The organism is Rhodobacter sp., from assembly GCA_020637515.1.
Taxonomy (GTDB): domain Bacteria; phylum Pseudomonadota; class Alphaproteobacteria; order Rhodobacterales; family Rhodobacteraceae; genus Pararhodobacter.
This window is the reverse complement of record JACKKG010000001.1, coordinates 2,939,061-2,964,845: the sequence shown is the minus strand read 5'-3', so window position 1 is coordinate 2,964,845 and position 25,785 is coordinate 2,939,061. Positions and strand designations below refer to the sequence as shown.

The window sequence follows — 25,785 nt, the reverse complement described above, 5'->3', positions numbered from 1 at the left end:
AAGAATTCCTTGCGCCCCGCGCTTGCGCGAAACGCCGTGTGGCGGTAAGAAAACCTGACCAATTTCCGGAGGGACGCCCATGCCCGTCATCACCACCGTCGAGGATCTGCACCGCCTCTACCGTCGGCGCGCCCCGCGCATGTTCTACGATTACTGCGAATCGGGAAGCTGGACCGAACAGACGTTCCGCGAAAACAAATCCGATTTCCAGAAGATCCACCTGCGCCAGCGCGTCGCCGTGGACATGTCGAACCGCTCGACCCGGACCGAGATGATCGGCCAGGACGTCGCGATGCCGGTGGCGCTGGCGCCGGTGGGCATGACCGGAATGCAGCACGCCGACGGCGAGATCCTGGCGGCCAGGGCTGCCGAGGCCTTCGGCGTCCCCTTCACGCTGTCCACGATGTCGATCTGCTCGATCGAGGACGTGGCGCAGGCCACCAGCAAACCCTTCTGGTTCCAGCTCTATGTGATGAAGGACGAGGATTTCGTTCGCAACATCATCCAGCGCGCCAAGGATGCGGGCTGTTCGGCGCTGGTGCTGACGCTGGATCTGCAACTGCTGGGCCAGCGACACAAGGACCTGAAGAACGGGCTCAGCGCCCCACCCAAGCTGACGCTGCCGACGATGGTCAACCTGGCCACGAAATGGCGCTGGGGCATGGGGATGCTGGGCACCAAACGGCGCTTCTTCGGCAATATCGTGGGCCATGCCAAGGGTGTCGGCGACCCCGCCTCGCTGATGCAATGGACGGCAGAGCAGTTCGACCCGCAACTCGACTGGTCCAAGATCGAGAAGCTGCGCGACATGTGGGGCGGCAAGTTCATCCTCAAGGGCATCAACGACCCCGAGGACGCGGTCATGGCGCAGAAGCTGGGGGCCGACGCCATCGTGGTGTCGAATCACGGCGGCCGGCAGCTGGACGGGGCGATGTCCTCGATCCGCATGTTGCCGTCGATCCTGGACGCGGTCGGCGACACGACCGAGGTGCACCTGGACAGCGGCATCCGCAGCGGACAGGACATCCTCAAGGCCGTCGCCATGGGCGCGAAATCCACCTATATTGGCCGCGCCTTCATCTATGGGCTGGGCGCGATGGGCGAGCAGGGCGTGACCACGGCGCTGCAAGTCCTGCGCAAGGAACTGGACATGACCATGGCGCTGTGCGGCGAGCGCGACGTCAAGGCCCTGGGCCGCCACAACCTGATCCTGCCACAAGGCTTTGCGGACCCGACGGCGGTGATCTGACCCAGGGTCCCCGGGGGGGCGGCGGACCGGCCCCCTTCTTTGTGCCGGAAATATCCCGGGGGGTGAATTTGCGCAGCAAAGAGGGGGGCAGCGCCCCCCTTTTTTCGTCGCGCGTTCGTGCCAGCCTCAGACCAGCTCGACCTCGTAGCGTTCGATCACGGTGTTGGCGAGCAGCTTCTCGCACATCGCCCTGACCGCCGTTTCGGCCGCCGCGCGGTCGGTTTCGGCCAGGTCCAGCTCGATCACCTTGCCCTGGCGCACGGCCTCGACCCCGTCAAAGCCCAGCGCCGCCAGCGCGTGGCGCACGGCCTCGCCCTGCGGGTCCAGGACGCCGGTTTTCAGCATGACATGCACGCGCGCTTTCATCGCAGGGCCTCTCAGTTCATCAGTTTCGGCTTGGTCATCGGCGTGGCGGCCGAGGCGGGCATCACGCCCAGCCGGCGGGCCACCTCGGTATAGGCTTCGGACAGGTTGCCCAGGTCGCGGCGGAAGACGTCCTTGTCCAGTTTCTGGCCGGTCTTGGCGTCCCACAGCCGGCAGCTGTCGGGGCTGATCTCGTCGGCGACAACCAGGCGCATGAAATCGCCGTCATAGATGCGGCCGATCTCGATCTTGAAATCCACCAGCTTGATGCCGACGCCCATCATGACGCCCGACAGGAAGTCGTTCACCCTGAGCGCCAGCGCGACGATGTCGTCGAGGTCCTGATGCGTGGCCCAGCCGAACGCCAGGATATGTTCCTCGCTGACCAGCGGGTCGTGCAGCGCGTCGTTCTTGTAGTAGAATTCGACGATCGGGCGGGGCAGGGGCGTGCCCTCTTCGATCCCCAGCCGCTTCGAGATCGACCCGGCGGCAATGTTGCGCACGACGACCTCGAGCGGGATGATCTCGACCGCGCGGATCAACTGCTCGCGCATGTTGATGCGGCGGATGAAATGCGTCGGCACGCCGATGTCGTTCAGCCCGGTCATGAAATATTCGGACAGCCGGTTGTTCAGCACGCCCTTGCCCTCGATCTGGGCCTTCTTGGCGCCGTCGCCGGCGCTGGTGTCGTCCTTGAAATACTGGATGAAGGTTCCCGGTTCCGGGCCCTCGTAGAGGATCTTGGCCTTGCCCTCGTAAACCTTGGTGCGTCTCGCCATGTCAGGTGATTCCCCGAAGGGCCCGCGGCAAGGCGCGGGCGGCTGAAGTCAGCCGTGCCTATACGCCATGCGCACCCGCCCCGCAAGCGCAGCGCCCGGTCGGGTCGCCGCAACTGCAAACAGTGCTTGCAGCGCGGGCCGTCTGCCCCCATATCTGGGTCGGAAACGACCCCACGCAAGACTGCAAGAGGCCCTGCCCATGACCACCTTCGACGACCGCGAAAACGCCTTTGAAGCGAAATTCGCCCACGACGCCGAGATGGCGTTCAAGGCCACCGCACGGCGCAACAAGGCGCTGGGCCACTGGGCCGCGGGCCTGCTGGGCAAGTCGGGCGACGCCGAAGGGGCTTATGTGCTGGAGGTGATCGCCGCCGACTTTGAGGAAGAGGGCGACGAGGACGTGGTGCGCAAGCTGGTCAAGGACCTGGCGGGCAAGGCCGACGAGGCCACCGTGCGCGCCCGCATGGTCGAGTTCCTGCACGCCGCGCAGCGGGAATTGCTGAAGCAGGGCTGAGCCCTTCATCATCGTCATGAGGCGCGCGCATTTGCGCCCCGCGCCGATCTGTGCGACAACCGGAACGCGCCGCGCCTTGCGGCGCGTTTTGCATTGCCGAGGACACCGATGCCCCTTTCGTCCGATCCCCTGTCCGCCCTTCTGGCCGAACGCGGCTTTCTGCTGGCGGATGGCGCCACCGGGACCAATCTGTTCAACATGGGCCTCAGTTCGGGTGACGCGCCCGAATTCTGGAATGTCGATCACCCCGACCGGATCACCACGCTCTATTCCTCGGCGGTCGAGGCCGGGTCGGACCTGTTCCTGACCAACACCTTTGGCGGCAACGCCAGCCGCCTGAAACTGCACAGCGCCCAGGGCCGGGTGCGCGAGTTGAACCGCGTCGGCGCCGAGATCGGCCGCGCGGTTGCCGACAAGGCGGGGCGCAAGGTGCTGGTCGCGGGTTCGATGGGACCAACGGGCGAGATCATGGCGCCGATGGGCACGCTGACCCATGCCGGCGCGGTCGAGATGTTCCACGAACAGGCCGAAGGTCTGAAGGAGGGGGGCGTCGATATCCTGTGGGTCGAGACGATCTCGGCGCCCGAGGAATACGCCGCCGCCGCCGAGGGCTGCCGACTGGCGGGGATGCCCTGGGCCGGCACCATGAGCTTCGACACCGCCGGGCGCACGATGATGGGCGTCACCTCGGCCGATTTCGTGAAGCTGGTCGGCAAGCTGGACTATCCGCCGGTCGCCTTTGGCGCCAACTGCGGCGTCGGCGCGTCGGACCTGATGCGGACCGTCCTGGGTTTCCTGGCGCTGGGCCCCGAACTGCCGGTCATCGCCAAGGGCAACGCGGGCATCCCGAAATATGTGGATGGCGCGATCAAGTATGACGGCACGCCCGCGCTGATGGCCGAATACGCGGTGCTGGCACGCGACGCCGGGGCCCGGATCATCGGCGGCTGCTGCGGCACGATGCCCGAGCACCTGCGCGCCATGCGCGAGGCGCTGGACACCCGCCCGATCGGCGAGCGTCCGACGCTGGAGCAGATCACCGCCGCGCTGGGTCCATTCAGTTCCGCCTCGGACGGAACCGAGCCCGTGGGCTGTGGCGATCCCACCCACAATCACGGCGGTGGGCGCGAACGCCGGGGCCGCCGCAGAAGCTGACCGCAGCCATTAATTTGCCTGAATTCCTGCTCATACACCGGGTTTCCGTGTGTAGGAGCGGGTTTTCAAATGGTGCGCGTGATTCGACGTTTTCTTTTCTGCGATCGTGGCGCGGTCGCGGTCGATTGGGTGGTTCTCAGTGCTGCGATCGTCGGGATCGGCGTCGCCTCGGTGGGGGCCGTCCGGTCCGGCACCAATGCCTTGGGCGAGGCCATCAATGCGGCCCTGACCGGGGCCACGGTCGCCGGAAACTGCGCCGGTGACTACACGTTGCAGGTTCTGACCGGCGATCTCGCCGGGGAGGCGGACAGCTTCGCCTCGGAAGTCGGGAACCTGTCTGACAGTGAACTTCTGGCGGGCTATGCAGAAGTGTCCGTCAAGGTCGAAAACCTCCGCGCGATGAACGAAACCGACGACTATATCAACAGCGTTCTGGACCGTGCGTCGATCTTTAACGACGAAATGCAAGCCCGCGGTCTGAGCACGCCCGAAGGCTCGACGTCCTTCAACGATCTTGCGGGCCTTTCCGGCGCGTGCGGTGGCGGAGGATCGGGCGCGACCTCGGACTATCAGCTTCAGTCCCTTACGGCCGACGACGCGACGGCCGTCCAGACCGAACTGGATCAGTATCGTTCGCCCGAGATCGTCGATTTCATGCAGCGGTTCGCGGACGACTTCGACGTCTCGATGGCGAACGGCGACGTTGACGGGATGGGCAAGTCGCTCGACCTGCTCTATGTGGCCTGGCAGTTGGTGGCGGCCCGAGGCGATGATCCCGATGCCACGCAAAAGGCGGCCGACACGTTCAATCGCGCGCAAGAGGCCTATCTGACCGTGCGCCGCTGACCGGCGCATCGCCGCAGAGGCCCCGCGCGGGTTGTCTTGCGCGGGTCTTGCCGCTACATCCCGGGCAACCCAGCCCGGAGATCCCCGATGTTTCGACTGCCCGCCCTGCAAGATACGCGCCTTTTCGATGTCGAACCCTCGGGCGCGGGTCTGGGCGCCTTGCCCGAATGGGACTTGAGCGACCTCTATCCCGCGCCCGACGCACCCGAGGTCGCGCGCGATCTCGACTGGCTGGACACCGCCTGCGCCGATTTCGCGACCGCCTACGAGGGCAAGCTGGCGACGCTGGACGCGGCCGGGATGCTCACCTGCATCCGCGATTATGAGGCGATCGACATCACTGCCGGGCGGCTCATGTCCTATGCCGGGCTGCGCTATTACCAGGCGACCACCGACAGCGAACGCGCCAAGTTCATGGCCGACGCGCAGGATCGGGTCACGGTGGCGACCACGCCGCTGGTGTTCTTTTCGCTGGAGATGAACCGCATCGACGACGCGGCGATGGAGGCTCTGCTGACCGCCGATCCGGCGCTGGGCCGCTACCGCCCGGTGATCGAACGGATGCGCGCGATGCGGCCGCACCAGTTGTCGGACGAACTGGAGAAATTCCTGCACGACCAGTCCACCGTCGGCGCTGCCGCCTGGAACCGGCTGTTCGACGAGACGATGGCCGGCCTCAGCTTCACCGTCGAGGGGCTCGACGATCCGCTGCCGCTGGAGGCGACCCTCAACCTGCTGACCGATCCGGCGCGGGCCCGTCGCCAGGCCGCCGCGCAATCGCTCGCACGGGTGTTCGACGGCAACATCCGCCTGTTCGCCCGTGTCCACAACACGCTGGCCAAGGAAAAGGAAATCTCGGATCGCTGGCGCAAGATGCCGACGCCGCAGCATGGCCGCCACCTGTCCAACCATGTCGAGCCCGAGGTCGTCGAGGCGCTGCGCAACGCCGTTGTCGCCGCCTATCCGCGCCTCTCGCACCGCTATTATGCGCTCAAGGCCAAATGGCTGGGGCTGGAACGGCTGGAAATCTGGGATCGCAACGCGCCCCTGCCGATCGAGGCGCCGCGCACCATCGGCTGGGCCGAGGCACGCCAGACGGTGATGTCCGCCTATGCCGCCTTTGATCCGCGCATGGCCGAACTGGCGCAGCCGTTCTTCGACAAGGGCTGGATCGACGCCGGCGTGAAGATGGGCAAGGCCCCCGGCGCCTTTGCCCATCCCACGGTGACCACCGTGCACCCCTATGTGATGCTCAATTACCTGGGCAAACCGCGCGACGTGATGACCCTGGCGCATGAGCTGGGGCATGGCGTGCACCAGCGGCTGGCCGCCGCGCAAGGCGAGCTTCTGTCCGCAACGCCCCTGACCCTGGCCGAGACCGCCTCGGTCTTTGGCGAGATGCTGACCTTCCAGCGGCTTCTGGCGAACGCCCGGACCCTGGCCGAGCGCAAGACCCTGCTGGCTGGCAAGGTCGAAGACATGATCAACACCGTCGTGCGGCAGATCGCCTTTTACGATTTCGAATGCAAGCTGCACGCCGCCCGCCGGCAGGGCGAGTTGACGCCCGATGACATCAACGCGCTGTGGATGTCGGTTCAGGCCGAAAGCCTGGGTCCGGTGTTCCACTTCATGGACGGGTATGAAACCTTCTGGTCCTATATCCCGCATTTCGTGCATTCGCCGTTCTACGTCTATGCCTATGCCTTTGGCGACGGGTTGGTGAACGCGCTCTACGCGGCGTATCGGGACGCGCCCGACGGGTTCCAGGACAAATATTTCGACATGCTCAGCGCCGGCGGCTCCAAGCACCACAAGGCGCTTCTGGCGCCCTTCGGGCTGGACGCCTCGGACCCGGCGTTCTGGGACAAGGGGTTGACCATGATCTCGGGCTTCATCGACGAACTCGAGGCGATGGAGGACTGATCCGCGCGGGCATTCCCGCTTTGGCCCGGGGCCCCGGCCTGCTAGGCTGGGGGCCGCAGTCGAAGGAGGGTTCCATGCGTCACATCCTGTTCACCGCCGCCGTTCTGGCCACCGCGACCGCCGGCGCGGCCCTGGCCGATCCCGTCGGGATCACCCCCGATCGCGCCTCGGTCACCGTCGCGACGGACGCCGGCCCGGTCGAGATCGCGCGCATTCAGGACAACGCGCACGAGGTGACGGGCGAATGGGCGCGCACCTCGCGGCCTTGCCCGAATTTCTGCATCCAGCCGATGACCCCGGCCGAGGGGGTGACCACGCTGGGCGAGCTGGAACTGATCGCCGCGCTCGAGGATCCGGCGGTGATCGTCGTCGATAGCCGCGTGCGCGCCGACTATCTGGGCGGCACCATCCCGGGCGCCATCCACATTCCCTATACCGAAGCCGCCGACCGGCTGGATCTGCTGGGCTGCCAGGTCGATTTCGACGGCTTTGCCTGCGACGCCCCCAACCGGGTCGTGCTGTTCTGCAATGGGCCGTGGTGCGGACAGTCCCCCACCGCCATCCGCCGCATGATCGAGGCCGGCTTTCCCGCCGATCACATCGGCTATTATCGCGGCGGGATGCAGGTCTGGCGGATGCTGGGCCTTTCGGTGCTGATCCCGCAGAACTGAGGGGCCGCGCCCTTGGGGCCCGCCCGTCCGTGGCCTACATCCCCAGGGGGGCCGTTCCCCGCATCCAGCGCCTGAAAGGACACGCCATGTATACCCGCATCCTCGTCCCCGTCGCCTATGAGCCTGGCTATGACATCAGCCGCGAGTTGCAGATCGCGCGGGCGCTGTCGGCCCGCGACGCGGTGGTCTTGCTGGTGCATGTGATGGAAAAGGTGCCTTTCTACGCCATCGACTACATGCCCGAGGGCTGGCGCGACGAGTTGCGTGAGGCCATCCGCGAAGATCTGGCGCGGCAGGCGGCCGGGTTGGACCAGGCGCATGTCGCGGTGATCGAAGGCGAGCCGGGCGGTGCGCTACTCGATTTCGCGCAGGCCGAGGGCGTGGATTGCATCGTTCTGGCCTCGCACCGCTCGGACCGGACGCTGGTCGGCGCGACCGCGACCCGCGTCGCGCGCCACGCCACATGCGCGGTGCACCTGCTGCGCTAACGCAGCCGCAGCAGGGTCGCGATCAGCGCCAGCGCCTCGCGCGGGAGGTGACGCAGCCATTGGCGCGGGCCGATCCGGCGCGCGGCAGGGCAGCTATGCGTGGCGGCGAGGCCCAGTTGACGCGCCAGCAGGCGCGCGCGCGGCGCGTGGTAGGGGTCGGTGACGATCACCACCGCCGCGCCCCGGGGCAAAAGGGCGCGCGCATGGGTCAGGTTCTCACGCGTGGTGGCGGATCGGTCCTCGATCCCGATCGCGCTGTCGGGCACCCCGGCGTCGCGGCAAAGGCGCGCGATGACCACGGCTTCGGCCGGGCCGTGCCGTCCGGTGCCGCCGCAACCCAGCACGGCGTCCACCCGTCCGGCGTGATACAGCGCGACGGCATGGGCGGCCCGCCGCCGCAGCGTGGGCGAGGGGGTGCCGCCCGGCCAGACGGCAGCGCCGAGAACCACGGCGATTCGGGGCTGAGGGGGCAGGGCCATGACCCGGGGGCATAGCCGACACCGCAACAGACGCAAGGTCAGAGTTCGTTAACCTTTCGCGCCTAGGCTCGATGCGCGTTCTATGCGGGATGGGAGGGCATCATGCACCCGGTCGATGAATTCCTGGCGTTGCGGGCCGATATCCGGCGGCTCGAGGCCCGCGCGGCCGAGTTGCGCGCGGCCTTCCTTGCCGGTGAGGTGCCCTTGCGATCCTCAGGGGCCGAGGTTGTCGTCGCGCGCCACAGCCGGCGGGTCCTGTTGCAGGACCGGCTTCCGGGTTGGGTGCAAAGCGATCCGCGGCTGTGGCAGACCCGACATCTTCGGATCGTCAAGGCGCACTCGCTGGGCACGGATACGGGCCCCGATGGGGCCGGCGCCGACGACCCGCTGGCCACCCGCCGCCAGCGTTTGGCCGGCAACGCCACCCGCCAGGACGGGATGCCGATCCGCCCCGCGCTGTCGCCCAGGGCCGCGCCGCCCCATCCGCGGCTGCACCAGGCCACGCCGGACCAGCCCTTGCCCCGCCTTTGCGTGCCGATCCAGCCCCCGGGCGAGGATATCATCCTGTTCGATTAGGCCCCGCGCCCGTTTGCCCCCTTGCGGTCTTGCCCCCCGTGCGGTTCCGACCCGGGCCTAGCGGCGCCGGCCCTTGCCCTTGGCCGCCGATTTGGCGTTCGAGCCGGCCTTGCCCGCCGTGGACCGCCCCCGCTTGCTCACCGCCTCATGGACCGCCTCGTCCACCTCCGATTGCCGGGCCAGGGGATCGTCGGCGACGGCCAGTTCCACCGCTTCCAGGCGCTTGATCTCGTCGCGCAGGCGGGCCGCCTCTTCGAATTCCAGGTTCTCGGCGGCCTTGCGCATGTCGGTGCGTAGCGCATCGAGATGCGCCGCCAGGTTGGCCCCGACCAGAACCTTGTCCACCTTGGCGGTGACGCGCGACTGATCGGTGTCGCCCTGCCACAGGCCGGCCAGCACGTCCTCGACGTTTTTCCTGACGGTCTGGGGGGTTATGCCGTGTTCCTGGTTATAGGCCATCTGCTTGACGCGGCGGCGGTTGGTCTCGTCTATGGCGCGCTGCATCGAGCCGGTCATGCGGTCGGCATACATGATGACCCGTCCATCGGCGTTGCGCGCCGCCCGCCCGATGGTCTGGATGAGCGAGGTTTCGGACCGCAGGAAGCCTTCCTTGTCGGCGTCCAGAATCGCAACGAGGCCGCATTCGGGAATATCCAGCCCCTCGCGCAGCAGGTTGATCCCGACCAGGACATCGAACGCCCCGAGCCGCAAATCCCGCAGGATTTCAATGCGTTCGATCGTGTCGATGTCGGAATGCATGTAGCGCACCCGCACACCCTGTTCATGCAGGTATTCGGTCAGATCCTCGGCCATGCGCTTGGTCAGGGTGGTGACCAGAACGCGCAGCCCCTTGGCCGCGACGCGCCGCACCTCGTCCAGGAGGTCATCGACCTGCATCGACACGGGGCGGATCTCGACCATGGGGTCCAGCAGACCCGTGGGCCGGATCACCTGTTCGGTGAAGACGCCGCCCGTCTGCTCCATTTCCCAGCTTGCGGGCGTGGCGCTGACAAAGACCGATTGCGGACGCATGGCGTCCCACTCCTCGAATTTGAGGGGGCGGTTGTCGGTGCAGGACGGCAGCCGGAACCCGTGATCCGCCAGCACCGACTTGCGCCGGAAGTCGCCGCGATACATGCCCCCGATCTGCGGCACCGAGACATGGGATTCATCCGCGAAAACAAGGGCATGGTCCGGGATGAATTCGAAAAGCGTGGGCGGCGGCTCGCCCGGGGCGCGGCCGGTCAGATAGCGCGAGTAGTTTTCGATCCCGTTGCACACACCCGTCGCCTCGAGCATCTCGAGGTCGAAATTCGTGCGCTGTTCCAGCCGCTGCGCCTCGAGCAGCTTGCCCTCGGTGTTGAACTGCTTGAGACGGTGAAACAGCTCTTCGCGGATGCCCTTGATCGCCTGTTGCAGCGTCGGACGGGGGGTCACGTAGTGGCTGTTCGCGTAGATCCGGATTTTGTCATACGTATCACTTTTCGAACCTGTAAGCGGGTCGAATTCGATGATCGCCTCAAGTTCCTCGCCAAAAAACGACAATCGCCAGGCGCGGTCTTCAAGGTGGGCGGGCCAGACCTCGATCACGTCGCCGCGCACCCGGAAGGCCCCGCGCGAAAACGCGGCATCGTTGCGCCGGTATTGCTGCGACACCAGTTCCGCGATCACCTGGCGCGGATCGTAGATCTGCCCCACGACCAGGTCCTGCGTCATGGCCGAGTAGGTCTCGACCGAGCCGATGCCATAGATGCAACTGACCGAGGCCACGATGATCACGTCGTCGCGTTCCAGCAGCGCCCGCGTGGCCGAATGGCGCATCCGGTCGATGGCCTCGTTGATCTGGGATTCCTTCTCGATATAGGTGTCGGTGCGCGGCACATAGGCCTCGGGCTGGTAGTAATCGTAGTAGCTGACGAAATATTCGACCGCGTTTTCGGGGAAGAAGCCCTTGAACTCGCCATACAATTGCGCGGCCAGCGTCTTGTTGGGCGCCAGGATGATCGCCGGGCGCTGGGTCTCTTCGATGATCTTCGCCATGGTAAAGGTCTTGCCCGTGCCGGTCGCGCCCAGCAGCACCTGGTTGCGCTCGCCCTCGCGCACGCCGGCGGTCAGTTCGGCGATGGCTGTGGGCTGGTCGCCCGCCGGCTGGAACGGCGTCTGCATGACGAACCGCTTGCCGCCCTCCAGCTTCTCGCGGCGCGGGGCGGCGGCGAGGGGCATGTCGTTCAGGACATCGGGGCGGTTGTTGTGCATCGGGGACCTCGGCTTGCGGCGCGTTGCCTAGAATTGTGCTTATTTTGTTCCGGTTCAAGGGGCGCGTCGGTGTGGGCTATCCCTCTTGCCTCGGGGGCGCGAATCCCCGATAAAGCAGCCGCAGAACAAGGGAGACCGGCCATGCGTGCCCGCATCTATCGCCCCGCCCGCAACGCGATGCAATCGGGCATGGCCCGCACCCGGCAATGGGTGCTGGATTACGCCCCGGCCGAGGCGCGCGCCACCGACCCGCTGATGGGCTGGACGGGATCGGGCGACACGCAATCCCAGGTGCGCCTGCGCTTTGCCACCCAGGCCGAGGCCGAGGCCTACGCCAAGGCGAACCGGATCGATTACGTCGTGCAGCAACCGAAAGAGCGCGCGGCGAACATCCGGCCGCAGGGATACGGCGAGAATTTCGCCACCAACCGGCGCCAGGTCTGGACTCATTGATCGCGGGTTTCTGGTCGCATCCTTGTCGCGGGTGAGGGCGTAGGCTGGGGCACCCCTCCATGCCGCAAAGGTGCGCCCGCCATGTCCGACATCACCATCTTCAAGGCCCGCAAGATCCTGACGATGATCCCGAATCGCCCTGAGGCGACGCATGTCGCCGTGCGCGAGGGGCGCATCCTGGGGGCGGGCTCGCTCGAGGATCTGGCCGGGTGGGGTGCCTATGCGCTGGACGAACGCTTCGCGGACAAGGTGCTGATGCCCGGTTTCGTCGAGGGGCACGCCCACACGATGGAAGGGTCGGCCTGGAACCGCGTCTATTGCGGCTGGTTCGACCGGATGGATCCCGATGGCAAGGTCTGGTCGGGGCTGAAATCCGTCGATGCGGTGCTGGACCGTCTGCGCGCGGCCGAAGCGGCGCTGTCCGACCCCGCCGCGCCGCTTGCGGGGTGGCAGTTCGACCCGCTCTACATGCCGGGGGCCGTGTTCTCGCGCCACGAACTGGACCGCGTTTCGACCACGCGGCCGGTGGCGGTATTGCACGCCTCGGGTCACATCCTGGTGGCCAACTCGGTCGCGCTCGAGATGGCGGGGTTGCTGCGCGAGGGGATCAATCATCAAAGCTATCCGCTGGGCGAGGACGGGCTGCCCACCGGCATCCTGCTGGGGCCCGAGGCGCGGCTTGCCATCGCCCGCCACGTCGGCATGGCCGAGGCCATCGCCACCAACGCCGAATCCGACCTGCGCGCCTTTTCCCGTCTGTGCGTGCGCACCGGCACGACGACGATCACCGACCTGGCGGCGCAATTGCCCGAACCCGGCGTGGTCTCGATGGTTGCCGTCACGCAACAGCCGGACTGGCCGGTGCGGCTGGTGCCCTTCCGCACCTTCCTGGGCATGAAGCCCGAGGCCTTGATCGCCGAGGTCCAGCGCCTCGCCGGGCTGTCGCACGACAAGCTCAGGCTGGGCGGGATCAAGATCCATGTGGACGGCTCGATCCAGGGGTTCACCGCGCGCCTGCGCTGGCCGGGGTATTTCAACGGGGCGCCGAACGGGCTGTGGTATATCGCGCCGGAACATCTGACCGAGATCCTGGAACGCGCCTTGGCGGCACGCGTGCCGGTGCATCTGCACACCAATGGCGACCAGGCGACGCAGCTTGTGCTCGAAACGCTTGAGGCCGCATTGCAAAAGCATCCGAGCCCGGACCACAGGTTCACCTTGCAGCACTGCCAGTTGGCGGATGCCGCCCAGCTCAGGCAGGCGGCCCGTCTGGGGATGTGCGTGAACCTGTTCGCGAACCACATCTATTATTGGGGCGAGCAGCACTATGCGCAGACCGTCGGACCCGAGCGGGCGCGCCGCATGAACGCCTGCCGCACCGCGCTGGACGCGGGCGCCCCGCTGGCGATTCACTGCGACGCGCCGGTGACGCCGCTGGGACCGCTGTTCACCGCCTGGTGCGCGGTCAACCGGATCTCGTCCGAGGGGCGCGTGCTGGGGCCCGAGGAGTGCATCACCGTGCACGAGGCCTTGCGCGCGATCACTCTGGGCGCGGCGCACACGCTGCATCTGGACGGTGAGCTGGGCTCGATCGAGACCGGCAAACGGGCCGATTTCGCGGTGCTCGAAGAGGACCCGACCGCCGTCGCCCCCGAGGCGCTGAAGGACGTGCGGGTCTGGGGCACGGTGCTGGGCGGCGTGGCGTTCCAGGCGGGCACGGTATGAGCGAAAGCCCGCTGCCCGTCACGCTGCTGGGGGGGTATCTGGGCGCGGGCAAGACGACGCTGGTCAACCATCTGCTGCGCCACGCCGAAGGCCAGCGTCTGGCGGTTCTGGTCAACGATTTCGGGGACCTGCCCATCGACGCCGACCTGATCGAGGCCCGCGACGAGGACCTCATGACCCTGGCGGGTGGTTGCGTTTGCTGCACGGTCGGTGACGATCTGGGCGAGACCCTGCGCGCCCTCTGCGCCCGTGATCCCCGGCCCGACCAGTTGCTGATCGAAACCTCGGGTGTGGCGCTGCCCGGGGCGCTGGCGGGCGCGCTGTCGTTGATGCGCGATGTCGCGCTGGCGGCGGTGGTGGTGCTGGTCGATGCCGAAACCGCGCCCGCGCGCGCCGAGGACCCCTATCTGGGCGATACGATTCGTCGCCAGATCGAGCAGGCCGACCTGATCGTGCTGACAAAGCCCGATCTGGCGGGGGCGGCCGGTCTGGACCGCGCGCGCGCGCTGGTCGCGGCCCTGCACCCGGCGGCGGCGGTGGTCGAGGCCGTCGAGGGCCGGGTTCCGCCCGCGCTGATCCTCGGGCCGCGCCCGCGTCTGGGCGAGGACGCGGCCGCGCCCGAGACGCCCGGCCACGACAGCCTGCTGTTTCGCCCGGCGCGCCCGCTCGACGCGCGTGCGCTGGCGCGGGGCCTGGCCGATCCGGCGCTGGGCGTGCTCAGGGCCAAGGGGGTCTTTGTCGATGACACGGGCGCGCTGCGGCTGGTGCAGGGCGTCGGCGCGCGGGTGCGGCTGTCCCCGCCGCCCAAGGGCGCGCGTCCCGGCGTGGTGGTGATCGGTCGGGCCGGCGGGTTGGATGCCGGCGGGCTGGCCGCGCTGTTCGGTGTTTCGGGACGCTAGGGGGTGAACCAGACGGTGCCGGTCTGCACAAGGCGCACCAGATCGGGCTGTCCGTGCGTGCCGGTCAGCGCGAAGATCCGTTTCGAGCAACTGCGCGCGGTTTCCAGCGTCCAGCCCAGGGTCTGCGCGGCCTCGGCCAGGGTCGCGCCGTCGCAGATCAGCGCCGCCAGGCGGGCCTCGCTGCGCTTGAGCCCCAGAGCGCCCGCCAGCGCGTCGGGGTCCAGCGCGCCGGCCCGGGGTGCGCGCCGCAGCACCCCGCGCACCACCGGGCGCAGGCCCGGCGCGGGGGCGGACAGCCCCGGCAACAGGGCCAGATGTAGCGGCGCCGGGGGCTGCGCCAGCGTCAGCCGCTGGGCGCGCCCGGCCAGCGCCTGATCCATCGCCCGGCGCAGGTCGCGTGCGACCAGCCCGTCGCCCGCGTCCAGCCGCCCACCCGCCGCCAGTCGCAGGGCCGGCGTGTCGGACAGCAGGGCGCGCGCGGTCGCGTCGGCCTCGATCACCCTGAGGGCGGGATCGAGCCACAGCCAGCCGGCCCCCAGCGCGCGGCTCAGGTCGGTGGTCTGGCGGGCCTGGGCCTCGTCGGCCTGACGGTCCAGCCACAGGTCCACCGCCTGCGCCAGATGCGGCGCCAGGCGTCCCAGCAGGGCGCCATCGGCGGCGCGAAAGTCGGTCTGCGCGTGGCCCACCCCCAGCCAGGCCCGCGCGTCGGCATGGGCCGACACGGCGATCAGGCGCAGCGGCGGGCCGGGTTGGCCCAGGTCGCCGTGCGCATAGAGACGGTCGTCGCGCAATGCGCGCAGGACCTCGGGCGCGGGCAGGGCGGGTGGCGTTCCGGTGGCGAAGCGATGCGCGGCGCCGGCGCTTTCGATCAGCAGGCAGGTGCCCTCGGCGCGCAGCACGGCGCCCAGCGTGGTCAACGCGGTCTGCCAGTCGGCGGCGGGCCGGGCAGCGGCCGCGTAGATCTGGCGGATCACCCGCGTTTCTTCGCTGGGGCTGGTCACGGGCGGGATCTCAGGCGGTTGTGAAGTAATAACCCCCCAAATGGGAGGTTCCTTCGCATAAGCGCCGCGCTATCTGCCCGTCAAGAAGCAATTCAAAGGACACGGGCATGTCGGTCAGGACCCTCACCCATTTGCAGCGGCTCGAGGCCGAGAGCATCCATATCCTGCGCGAAGTCGTCGCCGAGGCCGAAAAGCCGGTGATGCTGTATTCGGTGGGCAAGGACAGTGCGGTGATGCTGCACCTGGCGAAAAAGGCGTTCTACCCCGCGCCGCCGCCGTTCCCGCTGCTGCATGTGGACACGACGTGGAAATTCCGCGCGATGTACGAACTGCGCGACAAGGCCGCGCGCGAGGCCGGGATGGAGCTGCTGGTCTATCACAACCCCGAGGCCATGGAGCGCGGCATCAATCCGTTCGACCACGGCAGCTTGCACACCGACATGTGGAAGACCGAGGGGCTGAAACAGGCGCTGGACCTCTACGGCTTCGACGCGGCCTTTGGCGGCGCGCGCCGCGACGAGGAAAAGAGCCGCGCGAAAGAGCGCGTGTTTTCCTTCCGCTCGGCCAATCACCGCTGGGACCCCAAGAACCAGCGCCCCGAGTTGTGGCACCTCTACAATGCGCGCAAGACCAAGGGCGAGTCGATGCGGGTGTTCCCCATCTCGAACTGGACCGAGCTGGACATCTGGCAATACATCCATCTCGAGGGCATCGAGATCGTGCCGCTCTATTTCTCGGCCCCGCGTCCCACGGTGAAACGCGACGGTCTGATCCTGATGGTCGATGACGACCGGTTTCCGCTGAAACCCGGTGAGACGCCTCAGATGCGCTCGATCCGGTTCCGCACGCTGGGTTGCTACCCGCTGACCGGCGCCGTGGAAAGCACCGCCCGGACGCTGCCCGAGGTGATCCAGGAAATGTTGCTGACCACCACCAGCGAACGTCAGGGCCGCGCCATCGACCACGATCAGGCCGCCTCGATGGAGAAGAAGAAGCAGGAGGGCTATTTCTGATGACCGATCCCGTTTACAAGACCGACGCCCTGATCGCCGAGAACATCGAGCAGTATCTGGAAACCCACCAGCACAAGACCATGCTGCGCTTCATCACCTGCGGGTCGGTGGATGACGGCAAGTCCACGCTGATCGGCCGGCTGCTCTACGACAGCAAGATGATCTTCGAGGACCAGCTGGCCGCGCTGGAAGCGGACAGCCGGCGCGTCGGCACCCAGGGGCAGGAGATCGACTTTGCCCTTCTGGTGGACGGTCTGGCGGCCGAGCGGGAGCAGGGCATCACGATCGACGTGGCCTATCGGTTCTTTGCGACCGAAAAGCGCAAATTCATCGTCGCGGACACGCCCGGGCACGAACAATACACCCGCAACATGGTGACCGGCGCCTCGACCGCCGATCTGGCGGTGATCCTGATCGACGCGCGCAAGGGCGTGCTGACGCAGACCCGGCGGCATTCCTATCTGGTGAACCTCTTGGGTATTCGCCATGTGGTGCTGGCCGTGAACAAGATGGATCTGGTCAACTATGACCAGGCGACATTCGAGCGGATCGTCAGCGACTACCGCGCATTCGCCGATCAGATCGGCATCGCCGATTTTACCGCGATCCCGATTTCGGGCTTCAAGGGCGACAATATCACCGGCCTCAGCCTGAACACGCCCTGGTATGGCGGCCCGGCGCTGCTGCCCTGCCTTGAGGCGGTCGAGGTCGATGCGACCGCCGACCAGGACAAGCCTTTTCGCCTGCCGGTGCAATGGGTGAACCGTCCGAACCTCGATTTCCGGGGCTTTGCCGGCACCATTGCCTCGGGCGTGGTGCGGCCGGGCGACGCGGTGCGCGTTCTGCCCTCGGGCAAGACATCCAGCGTGGCGCGGATCGTCAGCTTCGACGGCGACAAGGAGATCGCGGTGGCGGGCGAATCCGTCACGCTGACCCTGACGGACGAGATCGACTGCTCGCGCGGGCAGGTCCTCACGGCGTCCAAGGCTCCGCTCGAAGTGTCCGACCAGTTCGAGGCCGCGATCATCTGGATGGACGAGCACGAGATGGTGCCGGGCCGCGCCTACTGGATGAAGATCGGCGCGCAGACGGTTTCGGCCAAGGTCGGGCATCCGAAATACGAGGTGAACGTCAACACCCAGGAGCACCTGGCGGCCAAGACGCTGGACCTGAACGCGATCGGCGTGGCGACCTTGACCACCGACCGCGAGATCCCCTTTGCGCCCTATGCCGAAAGCCGCGATCTGGGCGGGTTCATCCTGATCGACAAGCTGACCAACCGGACGGTTGCGGCGGGGATCATCCACTTCTCGCTCAGGCGGGCGCAGAACATCCATTGGCAGGCCACCGACATCGGCCGCGACCACCACGCGGCGATGAAGCACCAGAAACCCGCCGTGGTCTGGCTGACCGGCCTGTCGGGGTCGGGCAAATCGACCATCGCCAATGCCCTGGAGCGCAAGCTGGCGCGGATGAACCGGCACACCTTCCTGCTGGACGGCGACAACGTGCGGCACGGTCTGAACAAGGACCTCGGCTTTACCGAAGCCGACCGCGTCGAGAACGTGCGCCGGGTGGGCGAGGTGGCCAAGCTGATGACCGACGCGGGGCTGATCGTGGTCACGGCCTTCATCTCGCCGTTCCGGTCCGAACGCGACATGGTGCGCGGGATGATGCAGCCCGGCGAATTCCTCGAGGTTTTTGTGGATACGCCGCTTGCGGTGGCCGAACAGCGCGACGTCAAGGGGCTCTATGCCAAGGCGCGCGCGGGGCAGTTGAAGAACTTCACCGGGATCGACAGCCCCTATGAAGCGCCCGACAACGCCGAGATCCGCATCGACACAACGGCGATGACCCCCGACGAGGCCGCGGACCAGATCATCGCCCGCCTGATCCCCTGAGGGCGGGCCCCGCAACCTGACCCGCGCCGCCGCCGGACCCCCGGCGGCGGCGCCTTGCGCACAGCCTGTGCCACTTTTTCGGGCCGTTGCCCGCCGATCGGGCGGTCCGGCCCCCCGAAACGGCGCTTGGGGCTGGCGGTTGGCGCGCAGGCCCCTAACATGGTGGCGACACACCCACGGGGACCGCGCATGGCCATCTTCGCCTCGATCCATCACCTGACGCATTACACCTATGACCGGCCGGTGACGCTGGGCCCGCAGATCATCCGGCTGCGCCCGGCCCCGCACAGCCGCACCCGGGTGATCGCGCATTCGCTCAAGGTCAGCCCCGGCGGGCATTTCGTGAACCACCAGCAGGACCCCTATGGCAACTGGCTGGCGCGCTTCGTGTTCCCCGACCCCGTGACCGAATTCCGGATCGAGGTCGATCTGACCGCCGACATGACGGTCTACAACCCGTTCGACTTTTTCGTCGAGGACAGCGCCGAGTTCTGGCCCTTCGACTACCCCGAGGACCTGCGCGAGGACCTGTCGATCTACCGCACGCCCGAGCCCGAGGGGCCGAAGCTGGCGCAACTGATCGGGTCGCTGGATTTCAGCCGCACGCGCACGGTGGATCTGCTGGTTGCGCTGAACGCCCGCATCGCCAACACCGTCAACTATACGATCCGCATGGAGCCCGGCGTTCAGACGCCCGAGGAGACGCTGCGCAGCCAGTCGGGCAGTTGCCGCGATTCCAGTTGGTTGCTGGTGCAGGTGCTGCGCCATCTGGGGTTCGCGGCGCGCTTTGTCTCGGGCTATCTGATCCAGTTGACGCCGGACGTGAAATCGCTCGACGGCCCCTCGGGGACCGAGCGCGACTTCACCGACCTGCACGCCTGGTGCGAGGTCTTCTTGCCGGGCGCGGGGTGGATCGGGTTGGACCCGACCTCGGGGTTGCTGACCGGCGAAAGCCATATCCCGCTGGCCGCGACCCCGCATTTCCGCAACGCCGCGCCGATTTCGGGCGGGTTTTCCGCCGTCGGAACGCCCAGGACCGACTTCGAATTCGACATGACGGTCCAGCGGGTCGCGGAACATCCGCGCATCACCAGACCCTTCTCGGACGAGGCCTGGGACCGGCTCAACGCACTGGGCCGACGGATCGATACCGAGCTGGAGGCGGGCGACGTGCGCCTGACGATGGGCGGCGAGCCGACCTTCGTGTCGGTGGACGACTTTGAAAGCGCGGAATGGAACACCGAGGCCGTCGGCCCGGCCAAGCGCGGGCTGGCGGACGATCTGATCCGCCGCCTGCGCAGCCGCTTCGCGCCGGGCGGGTTCCTGCATTACGGGCAGGGCAAATGGTATCCCGGCGAAAGCCTGCCGCGCTGGACCTTCTCGCTCTATTGGCGGCGCGACGGGGTGCCGGTCTGGCAGAACCCCGATCTGGTCGCGCGCGAGACCGGCGCGCCCGCGGTCGGCGCGGAACAGGCGGGGGCCTTCCTGTCGGCTTTTGCAAAGAACCTGGGCCTCGATCCCGGCTTTGCGCAACCGGCCTTCGAGGACCCGGCCGAATGGATCCTCAAGGAAGCGAACCTGCCGCCCAACGTCACCCCCGAGAATGCGCGCCTGAAGAACCCCGAGGACCGCGCGCGCTATGCCCGCGTGTTCAACCGGGGCCTGACCGAACCGTCGGGCTATGTGCTGCCCATCCAGCGGTGGTGGCAGGCCGCCGATCGGCCGGCGCGCTGGCGGTCCGAATTGTGGAAACCCCGGCGCGGCAAGATCTTCCTGATCCCCGGTGACAGCCCGGTGGGCTTTCGCCTGCCGCTGGGCGCCTTGCCCTATGTGCCGCCCGCGCAATACCCCTATGCCTTTCCCGCCGATCCGACCGCGCCTGTGGGTCCGCTGCCCGATTTCGAGGCGCGCCGGGCCGAACGCCGCAAGGCCGTGGAGGACGAACTGGCCCGCATCGCCCGGGACGAGGCCGACGCGGCCGTGCGGCGTCCGCCCCTCAGCCCGGGCCACACGCAGGCGGCCCGTCCCGGCGCCACCGAAACCACTCCGCGCCAGGCCTATCAGCCGCAGGACCTGCACCTGGGCGACGGCGTGGACCCGGACGGCGGCCATGTGCGCACCGCGATGGCGCTGGAGCCGCGCGACGGGCGCCTGTGTCTGTTCATGCCGCCGTGCGACACGCTGGACGATTACCTCGACCTGATCGCCACGGCCGAGGCGACGGCGGCGGAACTGTCGCTGCCCATCCATATCGAAGGCTACGCGCCGCCGAACGACCCGCGCCTGAACGTGATCCGCGTCGCCCCCGATCCCGGCGTGATCGAGGTGAACATTCACCCCGCCCACAGCTGGGACGAATGCGTCGCCACCACCGAGGCGATCTATGACGCGGCGCGACAGTCCCGCCTGGGCGCGGACAAGTTCATGATCGACGGGCGCCACACCGGCACCGGCGGCGGCAACCATGTGGTGGTCGGCGGGGCGACGACGCTGGACAGCCCCTTCCTGCGCCGGCCCGACCTGCTGAAATCGCTGATCCTGATCTGGCAGCGGCATCCCGCGCTCAGCTATCTGTTCTCGGGGCTGTTCATCGGCCCGACCAGTCAGGCGCCCCGCATCGACGAGGCCCGCCACGACACGCTTTACGAACTGGAAATCGCGCTGGCGCAGATCGGCGACCCGGTGCATGGCGGGGCGTTGCCGCCGGCCTGGCTGGTGGACCGACTGCTCAGGAACATGCTGACCGATGTCACGGGCAACACCCATCGCGCCGAGATCTGCATCGACAAGCTTTATTCGCCCGATGGCCCGACCGGCCGCCTGGGTCTGGTCGAGTTTCGCGGATTCGAGATGCCGCCCCATCCGCGCATGAGCCTGGCGCAGCAATTGCTGCTGCGGGCGATCATCGCGCGGTGCTGGAAGGCGCCGGTCGAGGGCCGCCCGGTGCGCTGGGGCACGGTGCTGCACGACCGGTTCATGCTGCCCCATTTCCTGTGGGAGGACCTGCTCGCCCTGCTGGGCGACCTGCGCGGGCACGGCTTCGATCTGGATCCGGTCTGGTTCGAGGCCCAGGCCGAGTTCCGCTTTCCCTTCTGCGGCCAGATCGAGGCCGAGGGCGCGCATCTGGAGGTCCGTCAGGCGCTGGAGCCCTGGCACGTTCTGGGCGAGACCGGCGCCATCGGCGGCACGGTGCGCTACACCGACAGTTCGGTCGAGCGCCTGCAACTGAAGCTGACGACGCTGCATCAGGACCGGTTCCGCCTGATGGTGAACCGCCGGCCGGTGCCGCTGACGCGCACCGCGACGGCGGGCGTCAGCGTCGGCGGGGTGCGCTACAAGGCCTGGCAACCGCCCGAATCGCTGCACCCGGTGTTGCCGGTGAACACGCCCCTTGTGATCGACCTCTATGACGACTGGACGGGGCGGGCGCTGGCGGGGTGCACCTATCACGTCGCCCATCCCGGCGGGCGGGCGTATGACACCTTTCCCGTCAATGCCTACGAGGCCGAGGCCCGCAGGCTTGCGCGGTTCGAACCTTCCGGCCATACACCGGGGCAGTATCGCCCCGCGCCCGAAACGCCGCACCCCGAGTTTCCGCTGACGCTGGACCTCAGGCGGCCGCCGGGCCTGTCCTGACGCCCGAGAGGCCCTGATGCCCAGCCCTCTGCCCAGCCCGGACACGCCCCTGTTCGCCGGCTACCGCCGCATTCCCGGCGTGGCCGACGAATTGTTCGACGCCGAGGGGCGGATGCGCCCGGTCTGGCGGCGCTTCGTGGACCGCTTTGCCCGGCTGTCCGCCGACGAGATCGGCGCGCGGTTCGAACGCGGCAATCACTATCTGCGCGATGCCGGGGTCTTTTACCGTCAGTATTCGGCCGATCCCCTGGCCGAACGGGACTGGCCGCTGGCGCCGGTCCCGGTGATCCTGCACGAGGACGAATGGCAGACCATCTGCGACGGGCTCGCGCAACGCGCGGATCTGCTGGAACGGGTGGTGGCGGATCTCTACGGCCCCGGCCGGCTGGTGGCCGAGGGGCACTTGCCGGCCGCGCTGGTCGCTGCCTCGCCGCACTGGTTGCGCCCGCTGGTCGGCGTGGTGCCGCGGGGAGGCTATTTCCTGCACTACCTGGCGTTCGAGATCGGGCGCTCGCCCGATGGCTCGTGGCTGGTGCTGGGCGACCGCATGCAGGCGCCCTCGGGGGCCGGGTTCGCGCTGGAAAACCGCATGGCGACCGGGCGCATCTTTCCCGAACGCTTTCCGCGCGCGCATATCCACCGGCTGGCCGGGTTCTTTCAGGATTTCCGCACCGCGCTGGCGGACCTGTCGCAAGATGGCGGCGCGGCGATCCTGACGCCGGGCCCCTCGAACGACACCTATTACGAACACACCTATATCGCCCGCTACCTGGGCCTGCCGCTGCTCGAAGGCGAGGATCTGCTGGTCGAGAACGGCGCCGCCAAGATCCGCACCATCGAGGGGCCGCACCCGCTGGGCGTGTTGTGGCGGCGCATCGACGCACAGTTCGCCGACCCGCTGGAGCTGGATGCCGACAGCCGGATCGGCACCCCCGGCCTGGTCGAGGCAGTGCGTCAAGGACGCCTGGCGATGGTCAACGCACTGGGCGCGGGCGTCCTGGAAATGCGCGCGATGATGGCCTTCCTGCCACGGATCGCGCAGGTTCTGACCGGCCAGCCGCTGGCCTTGCCGAACATCGCCACCTGGTGGTGCGGCGGGCCCGAGGAGCGCGCCTATGTGCAACGCCACGCGGCGCGGATGCTGGTCGGTCCCGCGCTGGCGTCGGACCTGCCCTTCGACGCCGACGGGGCCTCGCCGGGCCTGCCCGACGACTGGTCCGAGGCCACGGCGCCCGGCTACGTCGGGCAGGAAACCGTCGCGCTGTCCACGACCCCGGCCTGGGTCACCGCCGAGGGCCAGCCGCTGGCGCAGGGCCGGGTCGAGCCGCGCCCGATGACCGTGCGGGTTTTCGCGGCGCGCACCGCGCGGGGCTGGCGCTTCATGCCCGGCGGGTATGCGCGCATCGGCAGGGCGGGCGATGCGACCGCGCTGGCGATGCAAAAGGGCGGGTCGGTGGCGGATGTGTGGATCGTCTCGGACAAGCCGGTGCCGAACCTGTCCCTGCGCCCGCAGCCCGGCGCCGTCTTTCGCCGTGCCAGTCCGGCCGTCGTGCCCGCGCGCGCGGCCGACAACCTGTTCTGGCTGGGCCGCTACGTCGAACGGACCGAGGATGCGATCCGCCTGATCCGCGCCTATCACACGCGGCTGGCCACGACCGACAACCCCGCCGATCCGCTGCTCAGGCGCATGGAGGCCTTTCTGCCGGGCTACGGCATCGACCCCGGCCAGCCCATGCCCGATGCGCTGCTGGCCCGGATCGGCGCGGCGCGGACCTGCGCGGGCAAGGTGCGCGACCGCTTCTCGGTCGATGGCTGGGCGGCGCTGGTCGATCTGCACCGCACCGCCGAGAACACGCTGCGCGCGATCCGGCCGGGCGACGACGCGGCGCGCGGCATGTCGGTGTTGCTGCGCAAGATCACCGGCTTTTCCGGTCTGGTGCAAGACAACATGTATCGGTTCCAGGGCTGGCGGTTCCTCAGCTTCGGCCGGGCGCTGGAACGCGCCGATGCGCTGGCGACGCTGCTGATCGGGCTGGCGGGCGCGGGCGCCCCCGAAGGGTCGCTGGACCTGGCGGTCGAGGTCGCGGACAGCACCATCACCCACCGCCGCCGCTACGCGGTCGAGACATCGCGCGACACGGTGGTCGATCTGCTGGCGCTGGACGGGGACAATCCGCGCGCGATCCTGTTCCAGTTGCGGGTCCTGCGCGAACAGGCCGCGACCATGCCGGGCGCGCTCGAGAACGGCCGCCTCGCGCCCTTGTCGCGGGCGCTGGTTCCGCTCGAGGCGCTGGTCAGCGTCCTGGCGCCCGAACAGGTGACCGAGGCCCGCCTGCGCCGCCTGCGCCGTGACCTGGCGCGGATCTCGGACCTGTTGACCGACGCCTATCTGCGGTAGGGGGCGGCATGATCTACGACATCGCCCTCGGCATCGACTACGCCTATGCCGCGCGCTCGGACCGGTCGCGCACGCTGATGCGCCTGTCGCCGCCGGACCTGCCGGGGGAACAGCGGGTGCTGTCGCGCAGCCTGCGGATCGACCCGGCCCCGGACGAATGCCGCGACTGGACGGATTTCTTTGGCAATGCCACCACCGCGGCGGTCTGGCACGCGCCGATCGCGGGCTTGCGGTTGTCGGTCTCGCTGGTGGTGGATCGGCTCAGTCCGGCGCCCCTGGCGGACCTGTCGCCGGCGCTGGCGGATCTGGCCGGCGTGCTGGCCCTGGACCGCGACCTGGGGCCGGACGCGCCGCACCATTTCCGCCGCCCTTCGGCCCGGGTGCCGGCGGTGCCCGAGATCGCCCGCTTCGCGCACGACCTGGCCCGCCCGCGCGCAACGGTGATCGACACCGTGCGCACGCTGGGCCGGGCGATCCATGCCGAAATGCGCTTTGATGCCGCCGCCACCTCGGTCGAGACGGGCCCCGCGCAGGCCTTTGCACAGCGCCGGGGGGTGTGCCAGGACTTTGCCCATGTGATGATCGCCGCGCTCAGGGAACTGGGGGTGCCGGCGGGCTATGTCTCGGGGTTTCTGCGCACCGAGCCGCCGCCGGGCCAACCCCGGTTGGAGGGGGCGGATGCGATGCACGCCTGGGTGCGCGCCTGGGCCGGGCCGGCCAATGGCTGGGTGGCCTTTGATCCGACCAACGACCGGTGGGCGGGGCAGGACCATGTGGTGGTGGCGCAGGGCCGCGATTATCTGGACGTGGCGCCGGTTCTGGGGGCCTTGCGATCGGCCGGCGGGCAGGCCAGCCGCCACAGCGTGGACATGACCCCGCGGGGCGCGTGAGCGTCAAGACCCGCATCCCCGCGGATTGCCCCCAGGCCAGGCCCGAACCTCGGCCGCGGCGTCAGCGTTCCGCGACCAGTTCCGCGCAGCGTTCGGCAAGGGTCGGCATGTCGGCGAGGGCGTCGAAGATTCGATTGAGCCCGTCGATCAGCGCCTTCATCTCGGTCGGTTCGAGGGCCGCGTTCAGGCGTTCCGCGATGGCGTCGCTCAGCGCGGTGCAGACGCGGGTGGCGCGGATGCCCTGGTCGGTGGCGGCGACCTCGACCGTGCGGTTGTCATGATCCGACCGGGTGCGCGTCACCAGACCGTTCTTCTCCATCCGTTTCAACTGGTGCGACAGCGTGGACTGGGGCAGGGCCATCAGCTCGACAAGCTGGCCCACCTTCATCGGGCCGTTCTGGTCCAGAGCGAACAGGATGCGCGAACTGTAGAGATCCAGCCCCACGGGCGAAATCACCGGGTGACTGACCTGTTGAAGGCGGGCGTTGATCCGGTGCGTCAGGAACGTCACGCGGTTCTCCAGCAAGGGGAGGTCGGCCTTCACCATGTCGTCAGCTCCTTGGTCCACGC

At 68.3% G+C, this 25,785-nt stretch carries 22 protein-coding genes; 16 read left to right on the top strand and 6 right to left on the bottom strand.

Going from position 1 to position 25,785, the window contains the following annotated elements; genetic code table 11:
• The first annotated feature begins 79 nt into the window (after window positions 1-79).
• A complete protein-coding gene (locus H6900_14470) occupies window positions 80-1,249 on the top strand; it encodes an alpha-hydroxy-acid oxidizing protein (GenBank protein ID MCC0074485.1) in 1,170 nt (389 codons plus the stop codon).
• 126 nt (window positions 1,250-1,375) lie between these two features.
• On the opposite strand, the gene purS is transcribed toward H6900_14470, so the two are convergent.
• Together purS and H6900_14460 are read right to left on the bottom strand one after the other, a co-directional pair.
• The gene (purS, locus tag H6900_14465; protein MCC0074484.1) at window positions 1,376-1,615 is read right to left on the bottom strand and encodes a phosphoribosylformylglycinamidine synthase subunit PurS; all 240 of its coding nucleotides are present in this window, start codon (window positions 1,613-1,615) and stop codon (window positions 1,376-1,378) included.
• An 11-nt stretch (window positions 1,616-1,626) separates the two neighbouring features.
• On the bottom strand, window positions 1,627-2,391 hold the full coding sequence (locus tag H6900_14460) for a phosphoribosylaminoimidazolesuccinocarboxamide synthase (GenBank protein MCC0074483.1): 765 nt from the start codon (window positions 2,389-2,391) through the stop codon (window positions 1,627-1,629).
• 199 nt (window positions 2,392-2,590) lie between these two features.
• Between H6900_14460 and H6900_14455 the strand changes: the two genes are divergently transcribed.
• The 6 genes from H6900_14455 to H6900_14430 all read left to right on the top strand — a co-directional run bounded on the left by H6900_14455 (window position 2,591) and on the right by H6900_14430 (window position 7,988).
• Entirely contained in the window at window positions 2,591-2,905 is a 315-nt protein-coding gene (locus tag H6900_14455) for a DUF1476 domain-containing protein (GenBank protein ID MCC0074482.1), read from the top strand.
• A gap of 108 nt (window positions 2,906-3,013) precedes the next feature.
• Entirely contained in the window at window positions 3,014-4,060 is a 1,047-nt protein-coding gene (gene bmt, locus H6900_14450; protein ID MCC0074481.1) for a betaine--homocysteine S-methyltransferase, read from the top strand.
• A 69-nt stretch (window positions 4,061-4,129) separates the two neighbouring features.
• Window positions 4,130-4,906 (top strand): hypothetical protein, encoded by a 777-nt coding sequence (locus tag H6900_14445; protein ID MCC0074480.1) that lies wholly within the window; start codon window positions 4,130-4,132, stop codon window positions 4,904-4,906.
• A gap of 87 nt (window positions 4,907-4,993) precedes the next feature.
• Window positions 4,994-6,829: a M3 family oligoendopeptidase gene (locus tag H6900_14440; protein MCC0074479.1), complete on the top strand. Its 1,836-nt coding sequence runs from the start codon at window positions 4,994-4,996 to the stop codon at window positions 6,827-6,829.
• A gap of 74 nt (window positions 6,830-6,903) precedes the next feature.
• Window positions 6,904-7,500, top strand: a complete 597-nt coding sequence (locus tag H6900_14435; protein ID MCC0074478.1) for a rhodanese-like domain-containing protein — start codon at window positions 6,904-6,906, stop codon at window positions 7,498-7,500.
• A gap of 86 nt (window positions 7,501-7,586) precedes the next feature.
• Window positions 7,587-7,988 carry a universal stress protein gene (locus H6900_14430; protein ID MCC0074477.1) on the top strand — a complete coding sequence of 134 codons (402 nt, stop codon included), beginning with the start codon at window positions 7,587-7,589 and terminating at the stop codon, window positions 7,986-7,988.
• Here the strand turns inward: H6900_14430 and H6900_14425 are convergent.
• A complete protein-coding gene (locus H6900_14425) occupies window positions 7,985-8,467 on the bottom strand; it encodes a YdcF family protein (GenBank protein ID MCC0074476.1) in 483 nt (160 codons plus the stop codon). The genes H6900_14430 and H6900_14425 overlap by 4 nt on opposite strands.
• Before the next feature lie 102 nt (window positions 8,468-8,569).
• Here H6900_14425 and H6900_14420 point away from each other — a divergent pair, with 102 nt between their 5' ends.
• Window positions 8,570-9,043 (top strand): hypothetical protein, encoded by a 474-nt coding sequence (locus H6900_14420; protein ID MCC0074475.1) that lies wholly within the window; start codon window positions 8,570-8,572, stop codon window positions 9,041-9,043.
• 57 nt (window positions 9,044-9,100) lie between these two features.
• On the opposite strand, the gene uvrB is transcribed toward H6900_14420, so the two are convergent.
• Window positions 9,101-11,299, bottom strand: a complete 2,199-nt coding sequence (uvrB, locus tag H6900_14415) for an excinuclease ABC subunit UvrB (GenBank protein ID MCC0074474.1) — start codon at window positions 11,297-11,299, stop codon at window positions 9,101-9,103.
• Between the two features lie 141 nt (window positions 11,300-11,440).
• On the opposite strand from uvrB, the gene H6900_14410 reads away from it, so the two are divergent.
• The 3 genes from H6900_14410 (at window position 11,441) to H6900_14400 (ending at window position 14,376) form a co-directional block, all read left to right on the top strand.
• Window positions 11,441-11,752: an ETC complex I subunit gene (locus tag H6900_14410; GenBank protein ID MCC0074473.1), complete on the top strand. Its 312-nt coding sequence runs from the start codon at window positions 11,441-11,443 to the stop codon at window positions 11,750-11,752.
• A gap of 81 nt (window positions 11,753-11,833) precedes the next feature.
• Window positions 11,834-13,477 carry an amidohydrolase gene (locus H6900_14405; protein MCC0074472.1) on the top strand — a complete coding sequence of 548 codons (1,644 nt, stop codon included), beginning with the start codon at window positions 11,834-11,836 and terminating at the stop codon, window positions 13,475-13,477.
• Entirely contained in the window at window positions 13,474-14,376 is a 903-nt protein-coding gene (locus tag H6900_14400; protein ID MCC0074471.1) for a GTP-binding protein, read from the top strand. Before H6900_14405 ends, H6900_14400 begins: the two co-directional genes overlap by 4 nt.
• On the opposite strand, the gene H6900_14395 is transcribed toward H6900_14400, so the two are convergent.
• Window positions 14,373-15,377 carry a hypothetical protein gene (locus H6900_14395; GenBank protein MCC0074470.1) on the bottom strand — a complete coding sequence of 335 codons (1,005 nt, stop codon included), beginning with the start codon at window positions 15,375-15,377 and terminating at the stop codon, window positions 14,373-14,375. The two genes, H6900_14400 and H6900_14395, sit on opposite strands and share 4 nt — an antisense overlap.
• 107 nt (window positions 15,378-15,484) lie before the next feature.
• Between H6900_14395 and cysD the strand changes: the two genes are divergently transcribed.
• The 5 genes from cysD to H6900_14370 all read left to right on the top strand — a co-directional run bounded on the left by cysD (window position 15,485) and on the right by H6900_14370 (window position 25,215).
• Window positions 15,485-16,390, top strand: coding sequence for a sulfate adenylyltransferase subunit CysD (gene cysD, locus H6900_14390; protein ID MCC0074469.1), 906 nt, complete (start codon window positions 15,485-15,487; stop codon window positions 16,388-16,390).
• Window positions 16,390-18,291: a sulfate adenylyltransferase subunit CysN gene (gene cysN, locus H6900_14385; protein MCC0074468.1), complete on the top strand. Its 1,902-nt coding sequence runs from the start codon at window positions 16,390-16,392 to the stop codon at window positions 18,289-18,291. The genes cysD and cysN overlap by 1 nt, the downstream gene beginning before the upstream one ends.
• A 189-nt stretch (window positions 18,292-18,480) precedes the next feature.
• Complete coding sequence (locus H6900_14380; protein ID MCC0074467.1) at window positions 18,481-21,927, top strand: transglutaminase family protein; 3,447 nt, start codon at window positions 18,481-18,483, stop codon at window positions 21,925-21,927.
• 16 nt (window positions 21,928-21,943) lie between these two features.
• Entirely contained in the window at window positions 21,944-24,325 is a 2,382-nt protein-coding gene (locus H6900_14375; GenBank protein ID MCC0074466.1) for a circularly permuted type 2 ATP-grasp protein, read from the top strand.
• A gap of 8 nt (window positions 24,326-24,333) precedes the next feature.
• Entirely contained in the window at window positions 24,334-25,215 is an 882-nt protein-coding gene (locus tag H6900_14370; GenBank protein ID MCC0074465.1) for a transglutaminase family protein, read from the top strand.
• Window positions 25,216-25,276: 61 nt separating this feature from the next.
• Here H6900_14370 and H6900_14365 read toward each other — a convergent pair whose 3' ends face one another.
• Complete coding sequence (locus H6900_14365) at window positions 25,277-25,762, bottom strand: MarR family transcriptional regulator (protein ID MCC0074464.1); 486 nt, start codon at window positions 25,760-25,762, stop codon at window positions 25,277-25,279.
• Window positions 25,763-25,785: the final 23 nt, after the last annotated feature.